The following is a 20521-nucleotide window of genomic DNA, read 5'->3' on the forward strand; positions in this document are numbered from 1 at the left end:
ATTTTAGTTGGCGTATCACCTAAAGCTAGCGTGTTAAATCACGTGTTTTAAGTCTGCTAACGACACAGGCTTTAAAATCACATGCTCAATTTGGTGTTTGGCAAGCGCCTCAGCGGGTGGTTCGCTACCGCTAACAATAACTAGGTTGGCACCACACTCTTTTGCCTTTATTTCACTTGCGAGGGTTAAACCCGAGCCATCAGCTAGGTTTAAATCGAGGCAAATCGTATCAAATGCGGTGTCGTTGTCTAACAAGGCACAGCATTCGCTAAAACCGCTTACACTGTGACTTTCACAGCCAAGTGAATCAAACAGCAAACACATTAAATCGCGGGTGTTTTTATCATCTTCTACCACTAAAATACGTTGTTTAGTTGCGTTTTCATCAGCAGAAGAAGCGGGTTTTTCGCTGATGCATGGTTTTGCTTGTAAATGCGCTTCAAGCGACTGGTAAAGCAATTCGGTATTTATTGGCTTGGTAATAATGCCATCAAAACCAAGGGCAAGCAGGGTATCGATATTGTCTTTTTGTGCAGCTGCGGTGAGGGCAATAATCGGTGTGTTAATACCTTGCTTTCTGAGCGTAACAATGGCCTCTCTGCCACCCATTTCGGGCATATGCAAATCCATAAAAATAAGATCAAACGCCTGCTCGCCTGAGCACACTAAGTTAACCGCATCGAGCCCGTTATTTACACAGGCTACTTTTGCGCCAGTGTTACTAATTAGGTTTTTTAATAGGGTTTGAATTTCGGGCAGATCTTCAACAATTAGTACATCGCCTTTAAGTGATAACGGGCAAAGCTGGCTTTCATCACTTTTGCTTGCTGCCAAACTCAGAGGCTGGCATTCACCAATGTCGGTGCCTAAGTCAATATCAAAACAAAAGGTGCTACCAACACCTACTTCGGATTCGAGCGTAATTTTTCCGCCAAACAATTCAACTAAAGCGGCACTAATTGCCAGCCCTAAACCGGCACCTTCTGAGGTACGGGTAATGGTGTCTTGTAATTGCTCAAACGGCTTAAATATTTGCTTTTGTTTTTCTTTAGCAATGCCAACACCGGTATCTTGTACTGCCACGTTCAAACAATAGTTCTGACCTTGCTGCACCAGCTTAAACACCACTTCAACTTTCCCTTCGGGGGTAAACTTTATGGCGTTGTAAACAAGGTTAATTAAGATCTGCTTTAGCCTTTTGGCATCGGTCATAATTACTGTTGGCAGGTCGCCTTTTGCCACTATGCTAAGCGCAATGCCTTTTTTCTTTGTTTCCATTGAAAACAAACTTTGCAGATCGGCAATTAACGGGCCGAGCTCGGTTGGTACTTTTTCAATATTTAAACTGCTGGCATTAATTTTTGATAAATCGAGTACGTCGTTCAGCAGGTTAAGTAAATGCTGACTGTTGTTATGAATAATGTCTAATTCGGGCTTAATATTGCTAAGTTGGTGGTTGTCGCGCAGCAGCTCAGTGTAACCAATAATTGAGGTTAGCGGTGTGCGTAACTCATGGCTTAAATGCGCCATAAAACGGTCTTTTGCGCGGCTATCCGCCTCGGCTTTGTAGCGCTCTAAGCGCTCGTTTTCTAAGTCACGCCGTGATAGTGCATATAAAATTGCCCGATTAAAGCGTGGGCTGCTTATTTCAGATTTTAATAAAAAGTCATCTGCGCCGTGTGCAAGGGCTTCTTTATCAAGCCGCTCGTCAGATTGCCCAGTAAGCATAATAAACGTAGTACTAAGCTTAAGTGATTTAGCGGCCTCTAAAATAGATAAACCCGTATGAGCGCCCAAGTGATAGTCTAAAAAGCATAAATCAACCGGCTGCTGCTTTAATTCATCGAGCACACCTTGATAGTCACTTAACCATTTGATATCAAATTGGTAATTAGGAATTTGCTCAAGGTAATCGACCGTAAGCAAATAATCGTCTTCATCGTCTTCTACCAATAATACACTTACGCGCTCAACACTTGTCATATTAATTCCTATGGCAGTTCAACAATTTCAATCCAATACTTACCAAGCTGTTTCATCAGTTCAACTAAGCCTTCAAAAGTAACTGGTTTAGTAATGTACGATGCTGCGCCAAGATCATAACCACGCAATTTGTCTTCTTCTTGCTTTGAAGTAGTCAGAATAACCACGGGAATAGAGCGCAGTGCCGCATTTTCTTTAATCAGCTTTAGCGCTTCGCGGCCATCCATACGTGGCATATTTAAATCGAGCAAAATAATATTAGGGCGCGGGTATTTTTGTTTATCTTCAAACGGCGCTTGATTGTTTAAATACGCCAGCAGCTCAACACCGTCATTTACAAAATACAAATTGTTGATGACTCGGCTTTCTTCAAGCGCGTCTTGGGTTAGTAAACGATCATCTTCGTCGTCGTCGGCCATTAAAATATTAATTCGTTTTACTTCAGCTTCCAGCATTACTATTTTCCTCTAAATGAAATGATGATGCTGCAATCGGCAGGATCATGGTAAACGTTGTACCTTGGCCAACTTCGCTGTGTGCAGTAATTTGGCCGCCATGGCGCTCTACGATGCGTCTGCAAACCGACAAGCCAATGCCTGTGCCTTTGTAGGCGGTGCGACTGTGCAAACGCTGAAATGGGGTGAAAATTTTATCGCTGTAATCTTGTTCAAAGCCGATGCCGTTATCGCACACATCAATTTGTATCCATTCGCTGGCAATATCATCTAAATGTTGTGCTGGGGCGCTAGCCTCTGATACGGTTACATTGATTTCGGGCGCTTTATCGGCTTGGCGGAATTTAAGCGCATTTGATAACAAATTTAAAAATAACTGCTGTAGTTGGCTTTCGTCACCTTCAATTTTTGGCATGCTTGCCAACGTAATGGTGGCGTTTGATTCGTTAATGGCGATTTCAAGGTCGTCCAGCACGCCTTCAAGTACGGTGTTTAGGTCTACTTCAACAAAAGCTTTCCCTTTTGTCGTTACCCGCGATAACGCTAATAAGTCTGATATTAACAACGACATACGCGCAGCAGCATTATCCATACGCGATAAGTAATCTTTGCCTTTATCGTCAATTGCGTTGGCATAAAGCTCTGTAATACGCGCTGAAAATGCGCGAATTTTACGCAGCGGCTCTTGCAGATCGTGTGATGCAATAAACGCAAAATCTTCTAACTCGCGGTTACTGCGACCAAGCTCTTCGGCGTAAAGTTCCAGCGCTTGGGTACGTTCTTGTACTTTTTCTTCAAGTAATTCGTTACTTTTTTCAAGCTCTAATGCGTTTTGTTTAACATTGCGCAGGTGTTTAATAAGTAATATTAAAAACAAGCTACTCATCACAATACAAATAGTGGCAAACCAAATTAGGTTTGCTTCAGAAGTTTTACGTGCGTTACTTAAGCGGGTAAATAAGTGATTACGAATAATCGTTTCGTTTTCAATGATCTCTTGATAAATGGTGCGTAAGTCTAGGTCAGATATTTGCACATCTTTTAAAAGGCGCTTAGGCGATCGCTCAGAGTTTGTTTGTACGTGACGAATGCCTGCGCCCACTAAGGCAAACTTAGCTTCGGCGTAGCGCACAAAGTTGTCGATACGTTTTTGCTGAATATCGCTTTCAGAGCGAATTTCGCGGGCTTGCGTAATACTCTCAGAAAATTGATCTAACGCTTTTTTATAAGGCGCTAAATCGTCTTCTTGCAGCGTGATTAAATAAGCGCGCTGGCTTGATTCGGCGTTGAGTAAGTCGATATGCAAACGGTCAATAGCCAGCATCACCTTTGATGTGTTTTGAAAACTTTGCTGAATTTGCGCAATACTTTGGGTGTTTTGTAACCCAATAAACGTAATAGTGCTAATGCCCAATACAATAATGACAAATGCGCACCATGCAAAGCCGATACTGTGAATAGCACGATCGAAAAATGCTTTCATTATATTCACTTAGCGTTTTCAGCGATTTGTTGTAACAGCTCGCTGCAGGCTTTACTTGCGGCGATTATTTTATTCGCCGCATCGCTAATCTCGCTGTTTTTTGCTGCATCTTCACTTAAAATTTTAATGATTTCAGCATGCATTGAAATATGATTTAGTGGCTTTCGCGCATCGTGAACTAAGGTATTAAGTTGTTCATTGTTGTCAGTCATGTTTCCTCGCAAATCATGTTTTACAGTGATTCTTCGTAAGCGTTTAATCGGTTATAGAGCGTTTTAGTACTGATGCCAAGTAGCTTGGCAGCCAGTGTTTTATTACCTGAAACCGACTCAAGCGTTTTGTAAATAAGCTCTTTTTCTACCGCTTCAATGGTTTTTCCTACATCAACTTCTGGTGCATCGAAGGTAGTCGTTGGCGTACTTGGTGTAACCGCTTGCTGAGCAACTACTGGTTGACTGCTCGCTGGTGGCTGCGCAAAAGGCGATGGCTCTATTTGTTCAATATCGATTGTTTGGCTATTTGGATCAGCCATAATAAACGCGCGGTGAATACTGTGCTTTAACTCACGGATATTGCCTGGCCAATGATGGGCAAATAGCACCTGTTTACTGGTAGGTGAAAATTGATACTGGGTTTTATATTCGCGGTTTAGGTCATCTAAAAAATACTCGCTTAATAGCTCGATATCTTCTTTTCGTTCACGCAATGGCGGTATTTCAATTGGAAAAACCGCAAGGCGAAAATAAATATCTTCACGCAGTACTTTCTTTTCGGCAATCTCACTCATGGTGCGGTTAGTGGCCGACACCACACGGCAATTTACTGGAATTTGTTTGTTACCACCAACGCGTGTGACATGTTGGGTTTCTAATACACGCAGTAAATTAGGCTGCATATCAATTGGCATTTCGGTTACTTCGTCTAAAAACAAAGTACCGTTTTCAGCTTGTTCAAATACACCTTGCTTTTGTGCAACCGCGCCAGTAAATGCGCCTTTTTCATGACCAAATAATTCGCTGCCGATTAAATCTTTGGTGATGGCGCCGCAGTTAACCGATACTTGCTCGCCTTGGCATTTGCTGGCGTTATGAATAGCCTTTGCGACAACTTCTTTACCAACACCGCTTTCACCAATTAATAATACATTTGCGTTGGTTTTTGCCACGCGCTCTATCATGGTGATTAGGTGCTGCGCCGCTTTTGATTTACCAATTAAACAGCCAAAGTGGCGCTCTATTTTCGTTGTACTTTTACTAGTAACCGCAGGCTCTTTAAACAATACGCGCTTGACGTCGTCGGCTTGAATGGGTTTGGTTAAGTAGTCGATTTGGTCATCACAAAGCGAAGCGATGGCGGTTTTTACCGACGGATGCCCGGTAATTAAGGTGATGTTGACGTTAATACCTTGCGCGCGAATAAAATCGATTAGGTGAATTCCGCTGCCATCGGGCAACATAAAATCTAAAAAAACATGGTCAAAGCGCGTATTTGCAAGCCACTCTTTGGCCTCCGCAATGCTTTCAGCGGTGTACACTTCGCAGCCGATATATTCAAAAATACGCGCGCCTAATTCGTTAAATTCAGAGTCGTCATCGACTAATAACACTGTTTTCATAATGTCCTCAATGTACTGCACTACAAAGTAAACAAATTACTTTGTCATAATCCATAATGATTTTTCTTTTATTTCAATGGTTAGTGTTTCGCACGTTTTTATTTCGCCATCAATACTATACCTTACTGTGTCGCCGTGTTGGTGTAAACAAACACGCTTACAAAGCGCATGATTTACGTTGTTTTCGCTGTGTTTTTTCTTACCTTCTAGGCCATTAAACACAAGTTGCGCAAGGCTAAACGCTGCGCTGCTGTTTTCATCGTGTTCGATTAAGGTGATATCGAGCTGCCCATCTTGGTAGTTAGGCTCGCCACCGCCTTGTGCTAACACGGTAGAAAACGGCGCGGCATTGGCAATCACTAAACTGTTTACGTTCAACTCTTTGGGGTTTTGTTCATCAACTGCAATACACACTTTTTGTGATTTGCTTTCAGACACGGCATTAATAAAGCCGCTAATGTAAGCAAATTGACCACCTTGATTTTTCTCTTCGCGATTAGCAAAGCTGATCATTTGCTCTTCAAAGCCAAATGCAATTAGCAACAAAGCGGTGTGTTCATTACATTGAATGGTGTCAATTTGCTGTGTTTTACCTTTTACAATTGCTTCGCATGCAAGTGTTATGGGTTCTAACTTAGTTTGCACACCAAGCAATACGTGTGCGAGCGCATTAGCAGTACCCAGCGGAATAAAACCTAAATGGCAGTCGCTGTTAACAAGCGCATGGGCTACGGCTGTTACGGTGCCATCGCCACCACAGGCAATCACTTTATTATGATTACGTTTCAAACGCAGGGCGAGCGCACTTACATTGGTGTCTTTTTCGGTAAAGTGAAATTCAAGTAAAAAGCGCTGTGTTAAATAACCAATCACTTGGTTATCGTATTGATACCATTTACCGCTACCTGAAACTGGGTTTATCACCAGCGGTAGGGTTTCGGTTTTTGCGAGTAAATCAACGTGTGCAATGGCATTTAAGCGTTTTTTTTGCGAACGATTTAAACGCGCGGTTTGGCGTAATTCTTTTACTCTATCAAGCGCACCTTGAGTACTGAGCTTATGCTTATAAAGTAAATAAGCACATAATAAAAATACCGAACGACCACGGCCAAGCGCACAGTGGATCACCACTTTTTTGTTAAGCGTGTGCATCGCCTCAATCCAACGTAACGCATGGAGAATTTGCGCGCGAGTAGGTGACTGGTGATCAAGCACCGGTAAATTTAAGTAGTACAACCCTTCTTGCTCAGCCGACCAATTTAAGCCGTCAAATTCCGCAGTTACATCTAAAATCGCGTCAATTTTATTGGCTTTTAACATAGGAATATCGCTTGGGAATAAACGACACGCAATAAACATTTGGTCTTCAACTTGTTGTAACGCAGGAACGGAGTCTTTGTAGCGCTGCCATGCGTTGTAAAGCTGCGCGCACAGTAAATAAGGTAACAATACCAGTTTAATAATTACTGGAATTTGCCCTGTTGCGCGTTTGCGAAAGAAATTTGGTTTTTCAAATAGGTAAGCGCTAAATACGATTAACACCGAAAGCAGAATCCAGCTACTGGCAAAAATAAATAACGGGTGTTTAGACACATAAACAAGACCGGATGCCGCAACAACCAGCAATAAATAAATGAAAGTTACATTCATACTATCAACACCTCAAAACTAAATAACATAAGGTTACAAGAATCGTACCTAAGGCTTTTTGTATGTATTTCAATATGATAGTGGTTTTTAGGGCATGTAATAACTACCCGTTTGAAAAAATTACAAAGGGTATAAAGCAAAGGTGTGTAAAAATTACATACCTGTATAAATATGCTAGCCTAGCACTTTCTTAAGGAGATATTATGCGTTTTTCCCGCTATTTTAATGTAAGTATTTTAGCACTTATGTTGATCATCGTTGGTTGCGGTGAGAGTTATCAAGCGTTACGTGATCGCGAAGCAAAGGAGCAGCAAAGCTGGCCTAAATGGCCTGAGTTTGAAGCCGCTGTGCCAAAACCCGATTGGTGGCATTCAGTACCAATCAAGTACATTGATCCTATGAATTTTACATCGGAAGAGATGACAGCCTATTACGAGAAAAATACGGGCGATGATAAATATAAACGTGATTTTAAAGTAATTTATGCGCGAATGCTTAAGCATCAAAATAATGCCCAAGAGATTGCAGGCTTTTTAGGTCGTGGCACGGTAAGCGAGTTTAAACCATTTTACGAATTCTATATCACACACTTTTTAGATGAGACATGGCAAAGCGAGTATTGCGAGCAATGTAACGACGCTAACTCTGCCATTAATATTGGAACCCAATGGCTTTATTATTTAACAGAGGGCGGCGAGTATGAGCGGGCGCAAAAAATTATCGATCAGTTGTTAGAGTCGAAATACCCTCGGGCGATCCCGATGCAGCGATTCTATTTAATTCGCTCTTACCGACGCTTACTAGCCAAAACGGTTACCGAAAAAGAAATATACAACCAATTAGAACCGTACATTGTCGAAAATTATAAATTGGCTGAACAAAAGCAAGACTACAAATTAATGCAGCGATGGTTAGATTTATAACGTGGTTTGTTGCAGTACAAATTGAGCGACAAGGATTTATCAGTTGCTAGTTAGCAAGCCTTTAAACGCACGCATTAAAAAAGCCCGAATAACTCGGGCTTTTTAGATTTTAGTGCGCTTTACTTACCCGCTAATTTTGCACGAGCGCTGTGCAGCTTTTTGTAGCTTTCGATTAAGCGCAGGTGCTTATCAAGGCCTTCTAGCTGCGAGTTAGTTGGTGTTAAACCATAAAAACGCACATCGCCATTAATAGAGCCAATAATCGCGTTCATTACTTCCTCGCCAAACATACGAGTAAAGTTATGGTGGTAGTCTTCAAACTCAAGCTCGTCATCAAGTGCTACTTGCAGGGTTGCATGTAGCGCTTGGTAGAATAGGCCGCGTTCAACGGTGTTATCGTTGTACTGTAAGAAGCTTTCAACGAGGTTGTTTACTTCTTCTAAATCGCCTAATGCTAAGTAAATTAACAGCTTAAGCTCTAGAATAGTAAGCTGACCCCACACTGTGTTTTCATCAAACTCAATACCAATTAGGGTAATAATATCAATGTAGTTATCAAGTTCGCTCTCTTCTAAACGATTAACTAAATCAGCTAGCTCGTCGTCAGACAGTGAATGCAGGTTTAAAATATCGTCGCGGTATAAAAGTGCTTTATTGGTGTTATCCCAAATTAAGTCTTCTGCTGGGTAAACCTCAGAATAATCTGGTACCAAAATACGGCATGCTGTGCCAAGGCCAGTAAATTCAGCAACATATGCTTCTTTACCGATGTCTTCTAAAATACCGAATAGGGCATCGCACTCTTCTTGGTTAGTGCCAGAGAAATCCCATTCCACAAATTCATAATCGTGCTTAGCACTAAAGAAACGCCAAGAAATGGTGCCTGTTGAATCAATAAAGTGCTCAACAAAGTTTTCTGGCTCTTGTACTGCCATAGAGTTAAAGGTTGGCTTAGGTACATCGTTTAAGCCCTCAAAACTGCGGCCTTGTAATAGCTCAGTAAGGCTTCGCTCAAGCGCCACTTCAAAGCTTGGGTGCGCACCAAAAGAGGCAAACACGCCGCCCGTTTTCGGGTTCATTAAGGTAACACACATTACAGGGAACTGGCCGCCAAGTGAGGCATCTTTAATGACTACTGGGAAGCCTTGCTCTTCTAGCCCTTTAATACCCGCAACTATGCTTGGGTATTTGTTCAGTACGTCTTCTGGTACATCTGGCAATACAATTTCTTGCTCGATGATTTGGCGTTTTACCGCGCGCTCAAAAATTTCCGATAAACACTGTACTTTGGCCTCTGCAAGGTTGTTACCTGCGCTCATACCATTACTTAAAAATAAGTTTTCAATCAGGTTTGACGGGAAATAAACAGTTTTACCATCTGAATAACGGGTGTAGGGAATAGAACAAATACCGCGCTCAACGTTACCTGAGTTAGTGTCGATTAGGTTAGAACCACGTAATTCTTGCTCTGGGTCGTAAATATCCAGCGTATAGTCGTCTAAAATCTCGCTTGGTAGCTCGTCTTCTGGGCCTGGTTTAAACCATTTTTCATTTGGGTAATGAACAAAATCGCTATTGGCAATTTCTTCACCAAAGAACTGATCGTTATAGAAAAAGTTACAGTTTAAACGCTCAATAAATTCGCCAAGTGCCGAGCACAGCGCGCTTTCTTTGCTTGCGCCTTTACCATTGGTAAAACACATCGGTGATGCTGCATCGCGAATATGAAGCGACCATACGTTTGGTACAATGTTACGCCACGATGAGATTTCAATTTTCATGCCCAAGTCTTCTAAAATCTTGGTCATGTTTTGAATGGTTTGCTCAAGCGGTAAGTCTTTACCTAAAATCATGGTATTGGCGTCGCCCTCAGGCTGACCCATTAACATGGCTTGCGCGTCTTCATCGAGGTTTTCAACTGCTTCTACAACAAACTCAGGGCCTGTTTGAATGACCTTTTTAACGGTACAACGGTCGATAGAGCGCAAAATACCTTCACGGTCTTTGTCAGAAATGCTCTCTGGCAGCTCTACCTGAATTTTAAATATTTGGTTGTAACGGTTTTCTGGGTCAACAATGTTGTTTTGCGACAGACGAATATCGTTAGTTGGAATATCGCGCGCGTTACAGTACACCTTTACAAAATACGCCGCACACAGCGCAGATGAAGCAAGAAAATAATCGAATGGACCAGGTGCGCTACCATCGCCTTTATAGCGAATAGGCTGATCGGCAATAACGTTAAAGTCGTCAAACAGCGCTTCTAAGCGCAAGTTATCAAGATAATTTACTTTGATTTCCATGAATTAGGTTCCAAGTGTGTTGCCGCGAATAGGTGGTTGCAGCAAGGCAAACATAATGGCTGTAATTATCCGCTTTTTTAGCGCTTAATTCACTAAAATCGGAAAATAAATCGAGTTTTGGTCATCTATTGCCACATTTGGTGACTTATTTAAGCGAGTAAATTAAGGCAGTAAATTAAGCGAGTGAACAATGTGCTTGCGGCTAAAAGCGTAGACGAAACAAAGTAAATAGTGCGAGAGAATGATAACGCAATATGTGGCTACATCCTTGCTAGCCCGCTTTTACAAAGTGACAATAAACAAACTTTTGGGTTGTAGCAAAAGGTGTTGTATGGGTTTCATAGCGTTGTTCTTTAAGCACAAAATACTCACCAAATTCGGCATGTAAGCTTTCTGCACTGTAACGCACAATAGGCAAGCCACTGCACTTTTCTGGGCCATCTTCTGCAAATGTGGCAATAATAATGTGGCCATGTGGTTTTAGCGCATGCAATAGGTTTTTAATGTAAGCGCTGCGCTCTTCAGGCGTTGTTAAAAAGTGAAACACCGCACGATCATGCCATACATCAAATTGCTGTTTTGGCAGTCTTACCTCTGTTATATCCGCTTCTATCCACCCAACATTTGCTGAACTTTCACCAATGCGCTTTTTAGCTGTTGCAAGGGCAGCACCAGATAAATCAAGCACCGATACATTTGTATGCCCATTTAACAGCAAATCATCAACCAAAGTGGACGCGCCGCCACCCACATCAATAATGGCGGCACTTTTTTCACAGTTTAAACGGTTTATAAACTTTAACGAGGTCACCGCATGCGGCTGAAACCAACTCACATCACTTGATTCTTTAGTCGTGTAAACCGTTTCCCAATGTGATTTCTTTTGCATAGTGTTTCCTGAGTTGGTTTGGTGATGCCTTAATGAACCGCGGAAAATAGTAGGCTAAAATAAGCGACGAAGTAGCGCAAGTCTACTGTTTTGCGTCCACGGTTTAATTAAATTGTTATGTTTCAAACCCACAGTTTCCAGCGGTAAAGATTACCCTTGGTTTCCGCTGCTAAATCGACATAGCACTTTGTTAAGCATATAAGATTTTTAGCATTTAAGTCTGTTTTAATTTTAAAACCTGAGAAGAACAAATCATCAAGTTGATACTTAATCATCGAATCATGATGTTCCCAATGATATGTTTTTCTAAAGTATTCTTGAGCCATTTCATCGCTCGGAAAGGAAAAAACCAATTCGAATTTAGCAGACTCTAAATCAGAGCGGCCTTTTCGAAGTGACTTAACTATTGTTTCGATTCTATCCATGCTCAACTTGAACTAACGCCCATTCATTAATGCGCTTGTTAGGTACACTTTACGCCAGAGTATTAAAGCTTTCTACTCTATCAATTAACTCTTGAGGGAAAAAAGTAGTACCAGTTAGGTTTTCACCGACCCAATTGGGACCGAGCTTAAATTTAGCCTCAAACAACTGGGGCAACCAATCATTTTTGAATTCACTCAGTGTAATTTGATAAGGCTTTCCATTTGAATATTCTGCGAGGTGCATAAGGCTCTTTCTAACTCGTAATTCTGTTGACCAAATAGGTAGGACGCAAGTGCCATCTTCTTCCACCCACTCTAGGAATTGATCATCTTCAAATTCAATAACCCATAATGATTGAAACTGATTAACATCTCGACAAAAAGCGTTGATTTGTGAACCTAGGCTCATCCGTGTACCTAACAATTTAATATGACCCAATGGGTCGTTTCTCTACCGAGCCGCGGGTCATTTTTTATCATTGAACCAGTTCTATCACAAAGGCTAACTTATTGCTATATATACTTTTAATCATTTAAGTAATTATGAAAAGGATAAAAACGCCCCATTGGGTCTTTTCCATGACTATAGGAGCAAGTTACTAGTTAAAATGCATAAATTCAACGTATGTTATTCGCTCCAATTTGCCCTTGAAGGCTGGTGTTGAGAAAAACTTCCCCCTTTAATCAAACCTGAAAACAAAATTTAAATGAATAATGCGAGACAGGGAGCGAAGCGGTTGAGCAAGTCATGCTGAGGCATGGATGCCGATTTATGGCGTTTATATTCACATTTAAATTATGTTTGAAGAGTTAGTTTGATTTCTGGGGCGGCTTTTTCTTGGTTCGTTCTTTTTGGCCGTTTAAAAAGAATGAACGAGCGCATCATGGATGATGCGAGATAACAATCAAGGATGAGTGCTACTTTGCAAACGACTACTCATAATCCAAAAGCCGATTAGCAACTCCATTCACAATCAATCTCCTCTACAATTTAACCAATCGGATCAGAGTCGTTGATTTCTAGATCGAACGACTACTGTGCCTGCGATTTTGTTATGCCAGCCTTGCTTTTTGCATCAAAAGCGACCCAAAAAAAACTTAAGCCTAGAGGTAATAACGAAATGTAGTAGCCAACATAACGAATAATTGATTGTTGTTTGGAGGGCGCATTGCCCGTTTCAGCATCTACTACTGCTACTCAGCACTTAATAATGCAATCGCCAATTTATTGTTTTTGCTTTTAGCAACGTCTAACGCGGTGTTGCCGCGCTTATTTTTGCGTGATGTATCGGCACCGTTTTTAAGTAAAAAACGCAAATTTTCAATTTTGCCTAAGTACGCGGCATCAATGGTGGGTGTGTCACCGTTATTATTCGCGATATTTACATCAGCACCGTTTGAGACTAATAATTTTACTAATTCAAAATTGTTGGTGCTCCAGCCTGCGAGTATTAGTGCGGTATCGCCAGCTTTAGTTTGGGCATTTAAGTTTGCGCCTTGTTGTATTAGTAGCTTCGCTCCTGCAAGTAAATAAGGGTCTTTACGAAAGCTTGTTATAAATAATGGCAAAACGGTGCTGTTTGAATTATGCAGCTGGGTTTTGTTGCTTGCGGCATTTTGTAGCATGCGAAAATAGTCGTGCTTGTTGTTTGTTAACGCAAATGCAAACAATGAATCCTTATTGATGACGACATTTTCAAATTTGGCGCCATGGTCTATTAGGGCTTTTGCCATTTGAACACGGTTTAGTATTACCGATTGATAAAAAGCCTCGCTGATTACGGCTTGTTGATTGAGTGTAGATTCAGTAATTGTTTTATTTAGTGCGCTTAAATCATTATTTTTCACCGCATCTATCAGCGGGTGATTTGGTACTAACGCGGGTGCAGTACTTTCGATAACGCCTTGTAGCCAAGGGTAAATAGACGACACTCGGGTGTAATATTCGCCAACTCCGTAACGCCCCTCAGGAGTGCCATTGCCAACCTGATACGAGCTTATGCCAATCACAATTGGCGTGTTATCAACAATAACAAATGCAGGGCCGCCGCTGTCACCGCGCGAGCTTATGCCTTCAAACTGGGTAGCCGTTTCGGGTTTATTAAAAGTAAAACCAATCACATGCTCATTTGCACTTGCTACGGTATTTGTTGCTCCTCGCTGCTTAGCATCATCTCGAATAAGGCCATCTTGCCCATTGCCAAAGGTGCCTCTGCCAACAAAAACAACCTGTTGGCCAACTTCATTTTTTTGCTGATTTAAAGTCGCTGGTTTTGCATTTTTTAGAGGATCTTTTAATTGAACCAGCGCTGCATCGTAAAATTCGTCATTTGCGCGTTTAAATTTAGGGTGGGTAACAATTTTTGCGACGCGGTAATGGCTGTTGATATGCCGCGCAGTAAAAATGTCACTTTCTTTACCTGCTACACAGTGCGCTGCGGTTAACAGCCAGCTTTTGTCAATTACGGTAGCGGCGCAACCTGCAACATAAGCAACAGACGGTGAATACTGCTCGCCAAGCGTTAGGTACTTTTTATCGTCTACATCGTGCCTGATGACAATGGCATTAACCGCAGTTGTAGCAAAAAGTAGTGCGAGCGAAATAACGGTATTCAATGTCAAAACGTATATCCCTATGTTGAGTTTGCAGTAAAGTTGACGAAAATTATTATGTTTTTTACACCACGGATTTATCGTAACACACTAACTCTATAACATTATTCTCAGGGTCTTTTACGTAAATTGAGCGCCACTGACACCATTGATGTTCGGCGGTTATTACTTCGCAACCAGCATTTTCTAGCCTTGTTTTCTCGGCTAAGTAATCTTCTGATGAAATTTCTAATGCAAAATGATGCAGGCTTGAACAAGCTGGTTCAATGGTTGTGGTATTGTCATTAACAAATGCTCTCGGTAACTCTTCGGCAAATAAGCCGATTACTTGTGTATGGCCACCAAAGCCCTCTGCAATTTTAAAAAATGCGACTTTGGGAAATTCTTTAATCAGTTCAAGACCAATAATGTTGGCGTAGAATGCTTTCATACTGTCCAGATCGCGCACTCTAAGTACTGTTTCACCTAATCCTTTAATTGCAGGGTTCATCTCTTTCTCCTTAAAACATAATACCAATTCACTTAAGTAGCTGATCATCCTAGCGGACTAAATATCATGCTAACTGCGTTAGAATTTATCAGTGTAGAACAACTACATAAGAAAAATTCCGCCTTGTTACCATTTCATTTATCCAGCGCTATCCCTGATCACATACTTAACAGAATTGGTATAACAGCGTATTAGTGTGCGTAACGATTTAAGCGTGTTATCTAGATCTTAAAACCTTGCAGACTAATTATTTTTTATTTAATTATTTCAGTAGATTATCAGTATAGCTTTAGGCTTACAATGTTAAGTTTGGCAAGTGTATTTATGGCTTACTTAATGGCGCTAAACGTTGGATTACGTAAGGCAGCGGTTTAATTTAAATACGAGAGAAGCCTAAAAGTTTGCTTTATGCAGCGTGTTTACAGCTAAGCAAAGGATTTAAACTGTGCTCTTATAAGAGAGCTAATTAATTATTTTGCGCCGCAATATCCGGTGCTTTAATAACAAAGCCGCGTTCTCTGTCGCCGTCGAATCCGACTGCGCTATACACTTTATGGGCACCATTTAGCTTTGCACCAGACAGCAGCATGACTTTGTAGCAGTTTAACTGCCATGCTAAATCAATTGCATAACTAAGTACTTGTTGGCTTAACCCTTGGCGGCGAAAATCGCGGCGCGTTACAACATGCTCAATTAAACCAAACGGGCGTGCGCCAACGGCAATACTTAAATTAATACTGAGCGCACACGTAGCTGCGAGCGTGCCATTAATATCTGCTACAACCACATGGGTTCTGTCGTCATTAATCATTTGCTCCCAGCGCTCAATGGCAAGTGAATCGGGCAGCGTTGGGTCGCTTGGTCGCAATGCGTTACAGAGCGTTAATACACCAACTAAATCATCCTTGTTAGCGAGTCGGATCATGGTATTTCCCTTGTTTGGCTACGTTATTGCGATTGCTTTTGTGTGCGTTTAAACCAACGAATTTGTTCACTTTGGTCGCGCGTGGGGGTGCCGCCTTGCTTCGCAACTGTGTCGGCATTGTCTGCCAGCATTTTCTCGGTATTTAGCTCTATTTTTTCTAACAACATCATTAGCGTTGCTTGTTCCGTTTCGCTAATGCCTGCTAATACAGCATCGCAACGCTTAGCCATATAGTCTGAAATTTTTTGGTAAATCGGTTTGCCATTGTCACTGATTTCAACCAGTTTACTGCGGCTTTTTTGATGGTCGTTCGACGCTAAAATTAGCCCTTTTTTTAGCAAGCCGTTAATAGCGCGTGTTACCGAGTAGGGGTCTAAGCGTGTTTGATAGGCAATATCAGCCGCATTAATTGGCCCATAAGAGCCAACATTTAACAGTACGCGAATTGCTCGGGTGTCTAGGTCGGTAATTTGTTTTACATAGGCGTCTCTATCAAGCACCAGTAAATTACTGGCGGTTGCAATGCGGTAAGGAACCTGCTGATAGAGATCAAGCGCGTCATTGGTTTTACTGCTTAATGAAAAAGACGTTTGGCGTTTGTTTGTTGTCATAGCGCGTTATTGATTTTTATATTTAGGCACGGTACTGGCTGCAAAATAGCATATTTAACCGATGTGAAACACTGAGAAATAAGTATGTACAAAAACTAGACATGGTTTAGTGGCTTGATTATATTTATGTTGCATATGCAACATAAATATAATCAACAGGAGAAATAGCATGGCGTTAGTAACCCCTTTATCACCCGATCACGATAGCGAAGTGGCAGAACTTGCAAAGTTCTTTAACGAAACCTTAGGGTTTTGCCCAAATAGCGTATTAACCATGCAAATTCGCCCAGAAATAGCCCGCGCATTTATTAATTTAAACAAAGCGGTAATGGCAAATGATGGGCGCGTAACAGCAGAGCAAAAGCGTTTAATTGGTTACATCACCAGCGCAAATACCGGTTGCCGTTACTGCGAAGCACATACAATTTTAGCGGCTGAGCGCTATGGCGGTAGCGAAGAACGTTTAAAGCATATTTGGCAATTTAGATCATCCGATTTATACAGTAATGCTGAAAAAGCAGCGTTTGAATTTGCCTTAGCAGCATCAAGCGTGCCTAACGCGGTTGATGATGCGATTTCGGCAAATTTAAAAGAACATTGGGATGATGGCGAAGTGGTTGAAATTTTGGGTGTTATATCACTGTTTGGTTATTTAAACCGCTGGAACGATAGCATGGGCACCACCATGGAAGCAGGCGCTATTGCCGCAGGAAAAGAACACCTAACACACAATGGTTGGCAGGTTGGTAAACATCAATAATTGAGCTTTTGTAAAACAGAATATTGCACTTAAAAGTTAGTTTTTAAGTGCAAACTTCACGGCAGCATCAGCATGAATGCCTGTGGTGTCGTAAAGGGGAATCTCCGTATCGTTTTGTGATACTAATAATGCGATTTCAGTACAGCCAAGAATTATCGCTTGTGCTCCTTGGCGGTGAAGTTTATTGATTATGGCAAGGTAACGTTCTTTTGACTCAAGATTGATTTCGCCAAGGCATAGTTCGTTGTAAATAACGCTATGTACACAGTCGCGATCTTCTTGGTTGGGCACAATAACGTCAATACCAAACTTTTCTGTTAGGCGGTTTTTATAAAAGCCTTGCTCCATGGTAAATGCGGTGCCAAGCAAACCAACGCGCGATATATCATCTTGTATCAATTGTGCTGCGGTGGCGTCGGCAATATGCAGTAGCGGAATCGAAATATTCTCTTCAATTTGGTGCGCTACTTTATGCATGGTGTTGGTGCAAATAAGTAGGCAGTGCGCACCTGCTGCTTCTAAATCTTGCGCGGATTTTGCTAGCATGTCGCCCATTTTTTGCCATTCGCCTGCCCGTTGCAGTTTTTCGATATGATCAAAATTAACGCTGTAAAGTAAAATTTCTGCGCTATTAAGCCCGCCAAGCGCGGCTTTTACACTTTGGTTAATGGCTTTGTAGTAATTGAGCGTAGACTCCCAACTCATGCCACCTAAAAGACCGATTGTTTTCATAAATTACCAATAACACGCTTGATTAAGAGGCAATACACAACGTACTTCGCCAGTTAGTTCGCTAAGTGGTTTATCGCCAAGTGCAACCGCTTGCCAACCATGAGGGTACGACAGTGAAAAGGGCGGAATTAACAGAGTATCAGCCACCGCTTGAAACCCCGTTTTACTGTAAAAATTAGGGTCGCCATAGGTCACAACAAAATCCACGTTGTGTGTTTTTAAATACGTAAGCGCGTGGTTTATGAGTGCTTGCCCGATGCCTTTACCTTGCTGCGAAGAAGCCACCGCCATTGGCGAGAGGATCACCGTGGTAAGATTTGGTTGGTTGCTAATCCATAATTTACTAAACAGTACAGCGGCAAAAAGCGTATCGTGCTCTTTAGCAACAAAGCCAATCAGTTCATCGCTTGTGCAGTCATTCAGCATGCGTTCGGTGAGTTCGCCGATTTTTAACCCAGCCTTTGCGCCATCAGCGTCGCTAAAAACATGGGTAAAGAGCGCAGTGATATCGGCGGCTGCATGATGAGAAATGGATTCAAATTGCATGTTAAACAGTTCCTTGCTTACATTGATTAATAAGTTTAGTGCTGTTTGCAATATTGTTGCGAGTTAATTTAGCAGTAATCACTTCAGATTTTGCGCTAAGTGTATTGATGTCTTGCAACCAAATTGAAATCGACTCATCGTGAATGGTGTGTGCGAGTTGATAGTTTCCGCCAGCTGGCAATGTGAGGTTGAAATTGGCAAATGCAACTTGGTACGAGTTGTGGTTATTTGCCTCTTGGTAAGTCGCTTTTACCCAAATATTGTGTTTACCCGCAGGGTATTGCCTTGCCGTAACCCAAGTGGCGGGTTTGTGCTTATGGCACATTAGGTAAACATATTCTTTTCTACCTTGGCTATTATCGTAGCTGGTATTTTCAATACGAAAGTGCCCTTGTTTAATGTCGTTATTAAAAGGCGACATAGCACAGGCAAACAGGTTACTTAATAAGAGTAAAATAATGAGGTGTTTAGTCATCATAATTCCATTTTGATGAGAGACGCGCTAGCGTACGGATTTTTGTGCCAAACTGCAACTGGTTGGGTAGTCGGTATAGCCTTTTTCACCGCCACCATAAAATGTACTGTGCGCATTATTGGCTAATTGCGTTAGTGGCATATTGCCCTTCATGCGCTCAACTAAATCGGGGTTACAAATATAGGCTGTACCAAAGGCAAATAGGTCTGCCATGCCTTTATTTAAAAAGCAGTTGGCAAGCTCTTGCGTTAAACCGCCCGCCAACATTATTGGATGTGGGTAAAGCGAGCGTATTTTTTTGCGATACGTATCGGTGATTGGCTGATAATTACCAATATTTTCAGATAGGTGCAAATAAGCGAGCTTGATTGGTGCGAGCGCCTTTAAAAGTGCTAGGGTTAAGGTTGGCATGTCGCTGTCATGCTGTTGAAAGCTGCTAGAAACAAATGGCGAAATACGCAGCCCCACTTTGTCGCTGCCAATAGCATTAGCCACAGCTTGGCACACATCAATTGTTAATCGAATACGGTTTTCAATTGAGCCACCGTATTTATCATCGCGTGTGTTGGCATAACGGCGCATAAATTGATCTAGCAAGTAACCGTGTGCGCCGTGAATTTCTACTCCATCGAATCCCGCCTGCATGGCGTTTTTCGCAGCAATAACAAAGTCATTCACCGTGTTTTGAATATCGCTTAAATCCATGGCTTTTGGCATTGTGGTGTCTATCATGCCTAGTTCGCCATTTGGTAGCGGGCCGTAAACTTTATCGGGTTCTTTTATTGCTGATGGTGACAGTGGTTGTAGCCCTTCGATAGCTGTACTTGAACGCCTGCCAACGTGCCACAACTGAGCAAAAATCTTGCCGTCGCGCTCGTGTACTGCATGGGTAACTTTACGCCAACCAGCAATCTGCTGTTCAGTGTAAATACCCGGCGTAAGTGAATAGCCGCGCGCAACCCCTGAAATAGGCGTTCCTTCGCTAATAATTAAACCCGCAGTTGCACGCTGAGCATAATAGGTTGCCATTAGGTCGTTAGGAATGTTGCCCGGTTGCGACGCCCGCGAACGCGTCATAGGCGCCATAACAATGCGATTTTTGAGTGTTACTGATCCTAATTGGATCGGATCAAACAGGCTTAACTTCATGAATTAAGCGTGTACGCTAAAATTTCGACAATTTGTGATGGTGATGTGGCCCACGCTTGCGCGCTGCCGTCTACTTCTTTTAATGCATGAACAATTTCTTCGCTATGCAGTGTAATGTAGGGCTTGCCAAGGGCGGCGCAGTAACCTGCATCAAATGCGGCGTTCCACTGTTTGTATTTATCACCAAAGCGAATAATCGCTAAATCACATGATTTAATGGCATTTTGAATACGTATTGCATTTACTTTTGCTGATTTGTGGTCGCGCCAAAATGAGTTAGTTTCTTCGCCTAGGCAATCGCCAGCAGCATCGCTTGATTCGTGATCTGTGTTTGGTGAGACAAACTGAATATCGAGATTTTTAGCTTGGCAGCCAGCAATAATTTGTTCGCGCCAATCACTGTGGATTTCACCTGATAAATAAACTTTCATTAAATGCCCCTTACTTATATGTTGTGTGTTGTTGGCTAATTTCATTAACTAGGGTCTGTTGAC

General features: G+C 41.9%; 21 protein-coding genes. 2 read left to right on the top strand and 19 right to left on the bottom strand.

Features of this window, described 5'->3' with window-relative positions; translation table 11 throughout:
* Window positions 1-33 precede the first annotated feature (33 nt).
* Genes ACHSBP_RS18780 through ACHSBP_RS18805 form a run of 6 tightly spaced genes read right to left on the bottom strand, consistent with a single transcriptional unit; the run spans window position 34 to window position 7186 of the window.
* Window positions 34-1983 carry a response regulator gene (locus ACHSBP_RS18780; protein WP_395390085.1) on the bottom strand — a complete coding sequence of 650 codons (1950 nt, stop codon included), beginning with the start codon at window positions 1981-1983 and terminating at the stop codon, window positions 34-36.
* Window positions 1984-1991: 8 nt separating this feature from the next.
* Complete coding sequence (locus ACHSBP_RS18785) at window positions 1992-2438, bottom strand: response regulator (protein WP_010558583.1); 447 nt, start codon at window positions 2436-2438, stop codon at window positions 1992-1994.
* On the bottom strand, window positions 2425-3921 hold the full coding sequence (locus tag ACHSBP_RS18790) for an ATP-binding protein (RefSeq protein ID WP_010558584.1): 1497 nt from the start codon (window positions 3919-3921) through the stop codon (window positions 2425-2427). Before ACHSBP_RS18790 ends, ACHSBP_RS18785 begins: the two co-directional genes overlap by 14 nt.
* A gap of 5 nt (window positions 3922-3926) precedes the next feature.
* Window positions 3927-4133, bottom strand: a complete 207-nt coding sequence (locus ACHSBP_RS18795) for a hypothetical protein (protein ID WP_010558585.1) — start codon at window positions 4131-4133, stop codon at window positions 3927-3929.
* Window positions 4134-4153: 20 nt separating this feature from the next.
* The gene (locus ACHSBP_RS18800) at window positions 4154-5536 is read right to left on the bottom strand and encodes a sigma-54 dependent transcriptional regulator (protein WP_010558586.1); all 1383 of its coding nucleotides are present in this window, start codon (window positions 5534-5536) and stop codon (window positions 4154-4156) included.
* Between the two features lie 36 nt (window positions 5537-5572).
* Entirely contained in the window at window positions 5573-7186 is a 1614-nt protein-coding gene (locus ACHSBP_RS18805) for a diacylglycerol kinase family protein (protein ID WP_010558587.1), read from the bottom strand.
* A 203-nt stretch (window positions 7187-7389) separates the two neighbouring features.
* Here ACHSBP_RS18805 and ACHSBP_RS18810 point away from each other — a divergent pair, with 203 nt between their 5' ends.
* Window positions 7390-8109 carry a hypothetical protein gene (locus ACHSBP_RS18810; RefSeq protein ID WP_010558588.1) on the top strand — a complete coding sequence of 240 codons (720 nt, stop codon included), beginning with the start codon at window positions 7390-7392 and terminating at the stop codon, window positions 8107-8109.
* A 119-nt stretch (window positions 8110-8228) separates the two neighbouring features.
* Here the strand turns inward: ACHSBP_RS18810 and ACHSBP_RS18815 are convergent, their stop codons facing one another.
* The 8 genes from ACHSBP_RS18815 to ACHSBP_RS18850 form a co-directional block, all read right to left on the bottom strand.
* The gene (locus ACHSBP_RS18815) at window positions 8229-10412 is read right to left on the bottom strand and encodes an OsmC domain/YcaO domain-containing protein (protein WP_010558589.1); all 2184 of its coding nucleotides are present in this window, start codon (window positions 10410-10412) and stop codon (window positions 8229-8231) included.
* Window positions 10413-10683: 271 nt separating this feature from the next.
* Window positions 10684-11301 carry a class I SAM-dependent methyltransferase gene (locus ACHSBP_RS18820; RefSeq protein ID WP_395390086.1) on the bottom strand — a complete coding sequence of 206 codons (618 nt, stop codon included), beginning with the start codon at window positions 11299-11301 and terminating at the stop codon, window positions 10684-10686.
* A 122-nt stretch (window positions 11302-11423) separates the two neighbouring features.
* A complete protein-coding gene (locus tag ACHSBP_RS18825; protein WP_395390087.1) occupies window positions 11424-11726 on the bottom strand; it encodes a hypothetical protein in 303 nt (100 codons plus the stop codon).
* A gap of 49 nt (window positions 11727-11775) precedes the next feature.
* The gene (locus ACHSBP_RS18830; RefSeq protein WP_010558592.1) at window positions 11776-12135 is read right to left on the bottom strand and encodes a DUF2750 domain-containing protein; all 360 of its coding nucleotides are present in this window, start codon (window positions 12133-12135) and stop codon (window positions 11776-11778) included.
* Window positions 12136-12920: 785 nt separating this feature from the next.
* Window positions 12921-14348, bottom strand: coding sequence for an ankyrin repeat domain-containing protein (locus ACHSBP_RS18835; RefSeq protein WP_395390088.1), 1428 nt, complete (start codon window positions 14346-14348; stop codon window positions 12921-12923).
* A gap of 55 nt (window positions 14349-14403) precedes the next feature.
* Window positions 14404-14829 (bottom strand): VOC family protein, encoded by a 426-nt coding sequence (locus tag ACHSBP_RS18840; RefSeq protein ID WP_395390089.1) that lies wholly within the window; start codon window positions 14827-14829, stop codon window positions 14404-14406.
* Window positions 14830-15295: 466 nt separating this feature from the next.
* Window positions 15296-15754 carry a GNAT family N-acetyltransferase gene (locus ACHSBP_RS18845; protein ID WP_395390090.1) on the bottom strand — a complete coding sequence of 153 codons (459 nt, stop codon included), beginning with the start codon at window positions 15752-15754 and terminating at the stop codon, window positions 15296-15298.
* 23 nt (window positions 15755-15777) lie between these two features.
* The gene (locus ACHSBP_RS18850; protein WP_395390091.1) at window positions 15778-16365 is read right to left on the bottom strand and encodes a MarR family winged helix-turn-helix transcriptional regulator; all 588 of its coding nucleotides are present in this window, start codon (window positions 16363-16365) and stop codon (window positions 15778-15780) included.
* A 169-nt stretch (window positions 16366-16534) separates the two neighbouring features.
* Here ACHSBP_RS18850 and ACHSBP_RS18855 point away from each other — a divergent pair, with 169 nt between their 5' ends.
* Window positions 16535-17125: a carboxymuconolactone decarboxylase family protein gene (locus ACHSBP_RS18855; RefSeq protein ID WP_395390092.1), complete on the top strand. Its 591-nt coding sequence runs from the start codon at window positions 16535-16537 to the stop codon at window positions 17123-17125.
* Between the two features lie 36 nt (window positions 17126-17161).
* On the opposite strand, the gene ACHSBP_RS18860 is transcribed toward ACHSBP_RS18855, so the two are convergent.
* Genes ACHSBP_RS18860 through ACHSBP_RS18880 form a run of 5 tightly spaced genes read right to left on the bottom strand, consistent with a single transcriptional unit; the run spans window position 17162 to window position 20458 of the window.
* Window positions 17162-17857 carry an aspartate/glutamate racemase family protein gene (locus tag ACHSBP_RS18860; RefSeq protein ID WP_395390093.1) on the bottom strand — a complete coding sequence of 232 codons (696 nt, stop codon included), beginning with the start codon at window positions 17855-17857 and terminating at the stop codon, window positions 17162-17164.
* Between the two features lie 3 nt (window positions 17858-17860).
* On the bottom strand, window positions 17861-18403 hold the full coding sequence (locus ACHSBP_RS18865) for a GNAT family N-acetyltransferase (protein WP_010558602.1): 543 nt from the start codon (window positions 18401-18403) through the stop codon (window positions 17861-17863).
* A gap of 1 nt (window position 18404) precedes the next feature.
* Complete coding sequence (locus ACHSBP_RS18870; protein ID WP_010558603.1) at window positions 18405-18878, bottom strand: hypothetical protein; 474 nt, start codon at window positions 18876-18878, stop codon at window positions 18405-18407.
* Between the two features lie 27 nt (window positions 18879-18905).
* Complete coding sequence (locus tag ACHSBP_RS18875) at window positions 18906-20027, bottom strand: alkene reductase (protein WP_010558604.1); 1122 nt, start codon at window positions 20025-20027, stop codon at window positions 18906-18908.
* Complete coding sequence (locus ACHSBP_RS18880) at window positions 20024-20458, bottom strand: YtoQ family protein (protein ID WP_010558605.1); 435 nt, start codon at window positions 20456-20458, stop codon at window positions 20024-20026. The genes ACHSBP_RS18875 and ACHSBP_RS18880 overlap by 4 nt, the downstream gene beginning before the upstream one ends.
* Window positions 20459-20521: the final 63 nt, after the last annotated feature.

This window comes from Pseudoalteromonas sp. XMcav1-K (assembly GCF_044005875.1).
GTDB classification, from domain to species: Bacteria; Pseudomonadota; Gammaproteobacteria; order Enterobacterales; family Alteromonadaceae; genus Pseudoalteromonas; species Pseudoalteromonas spongiae.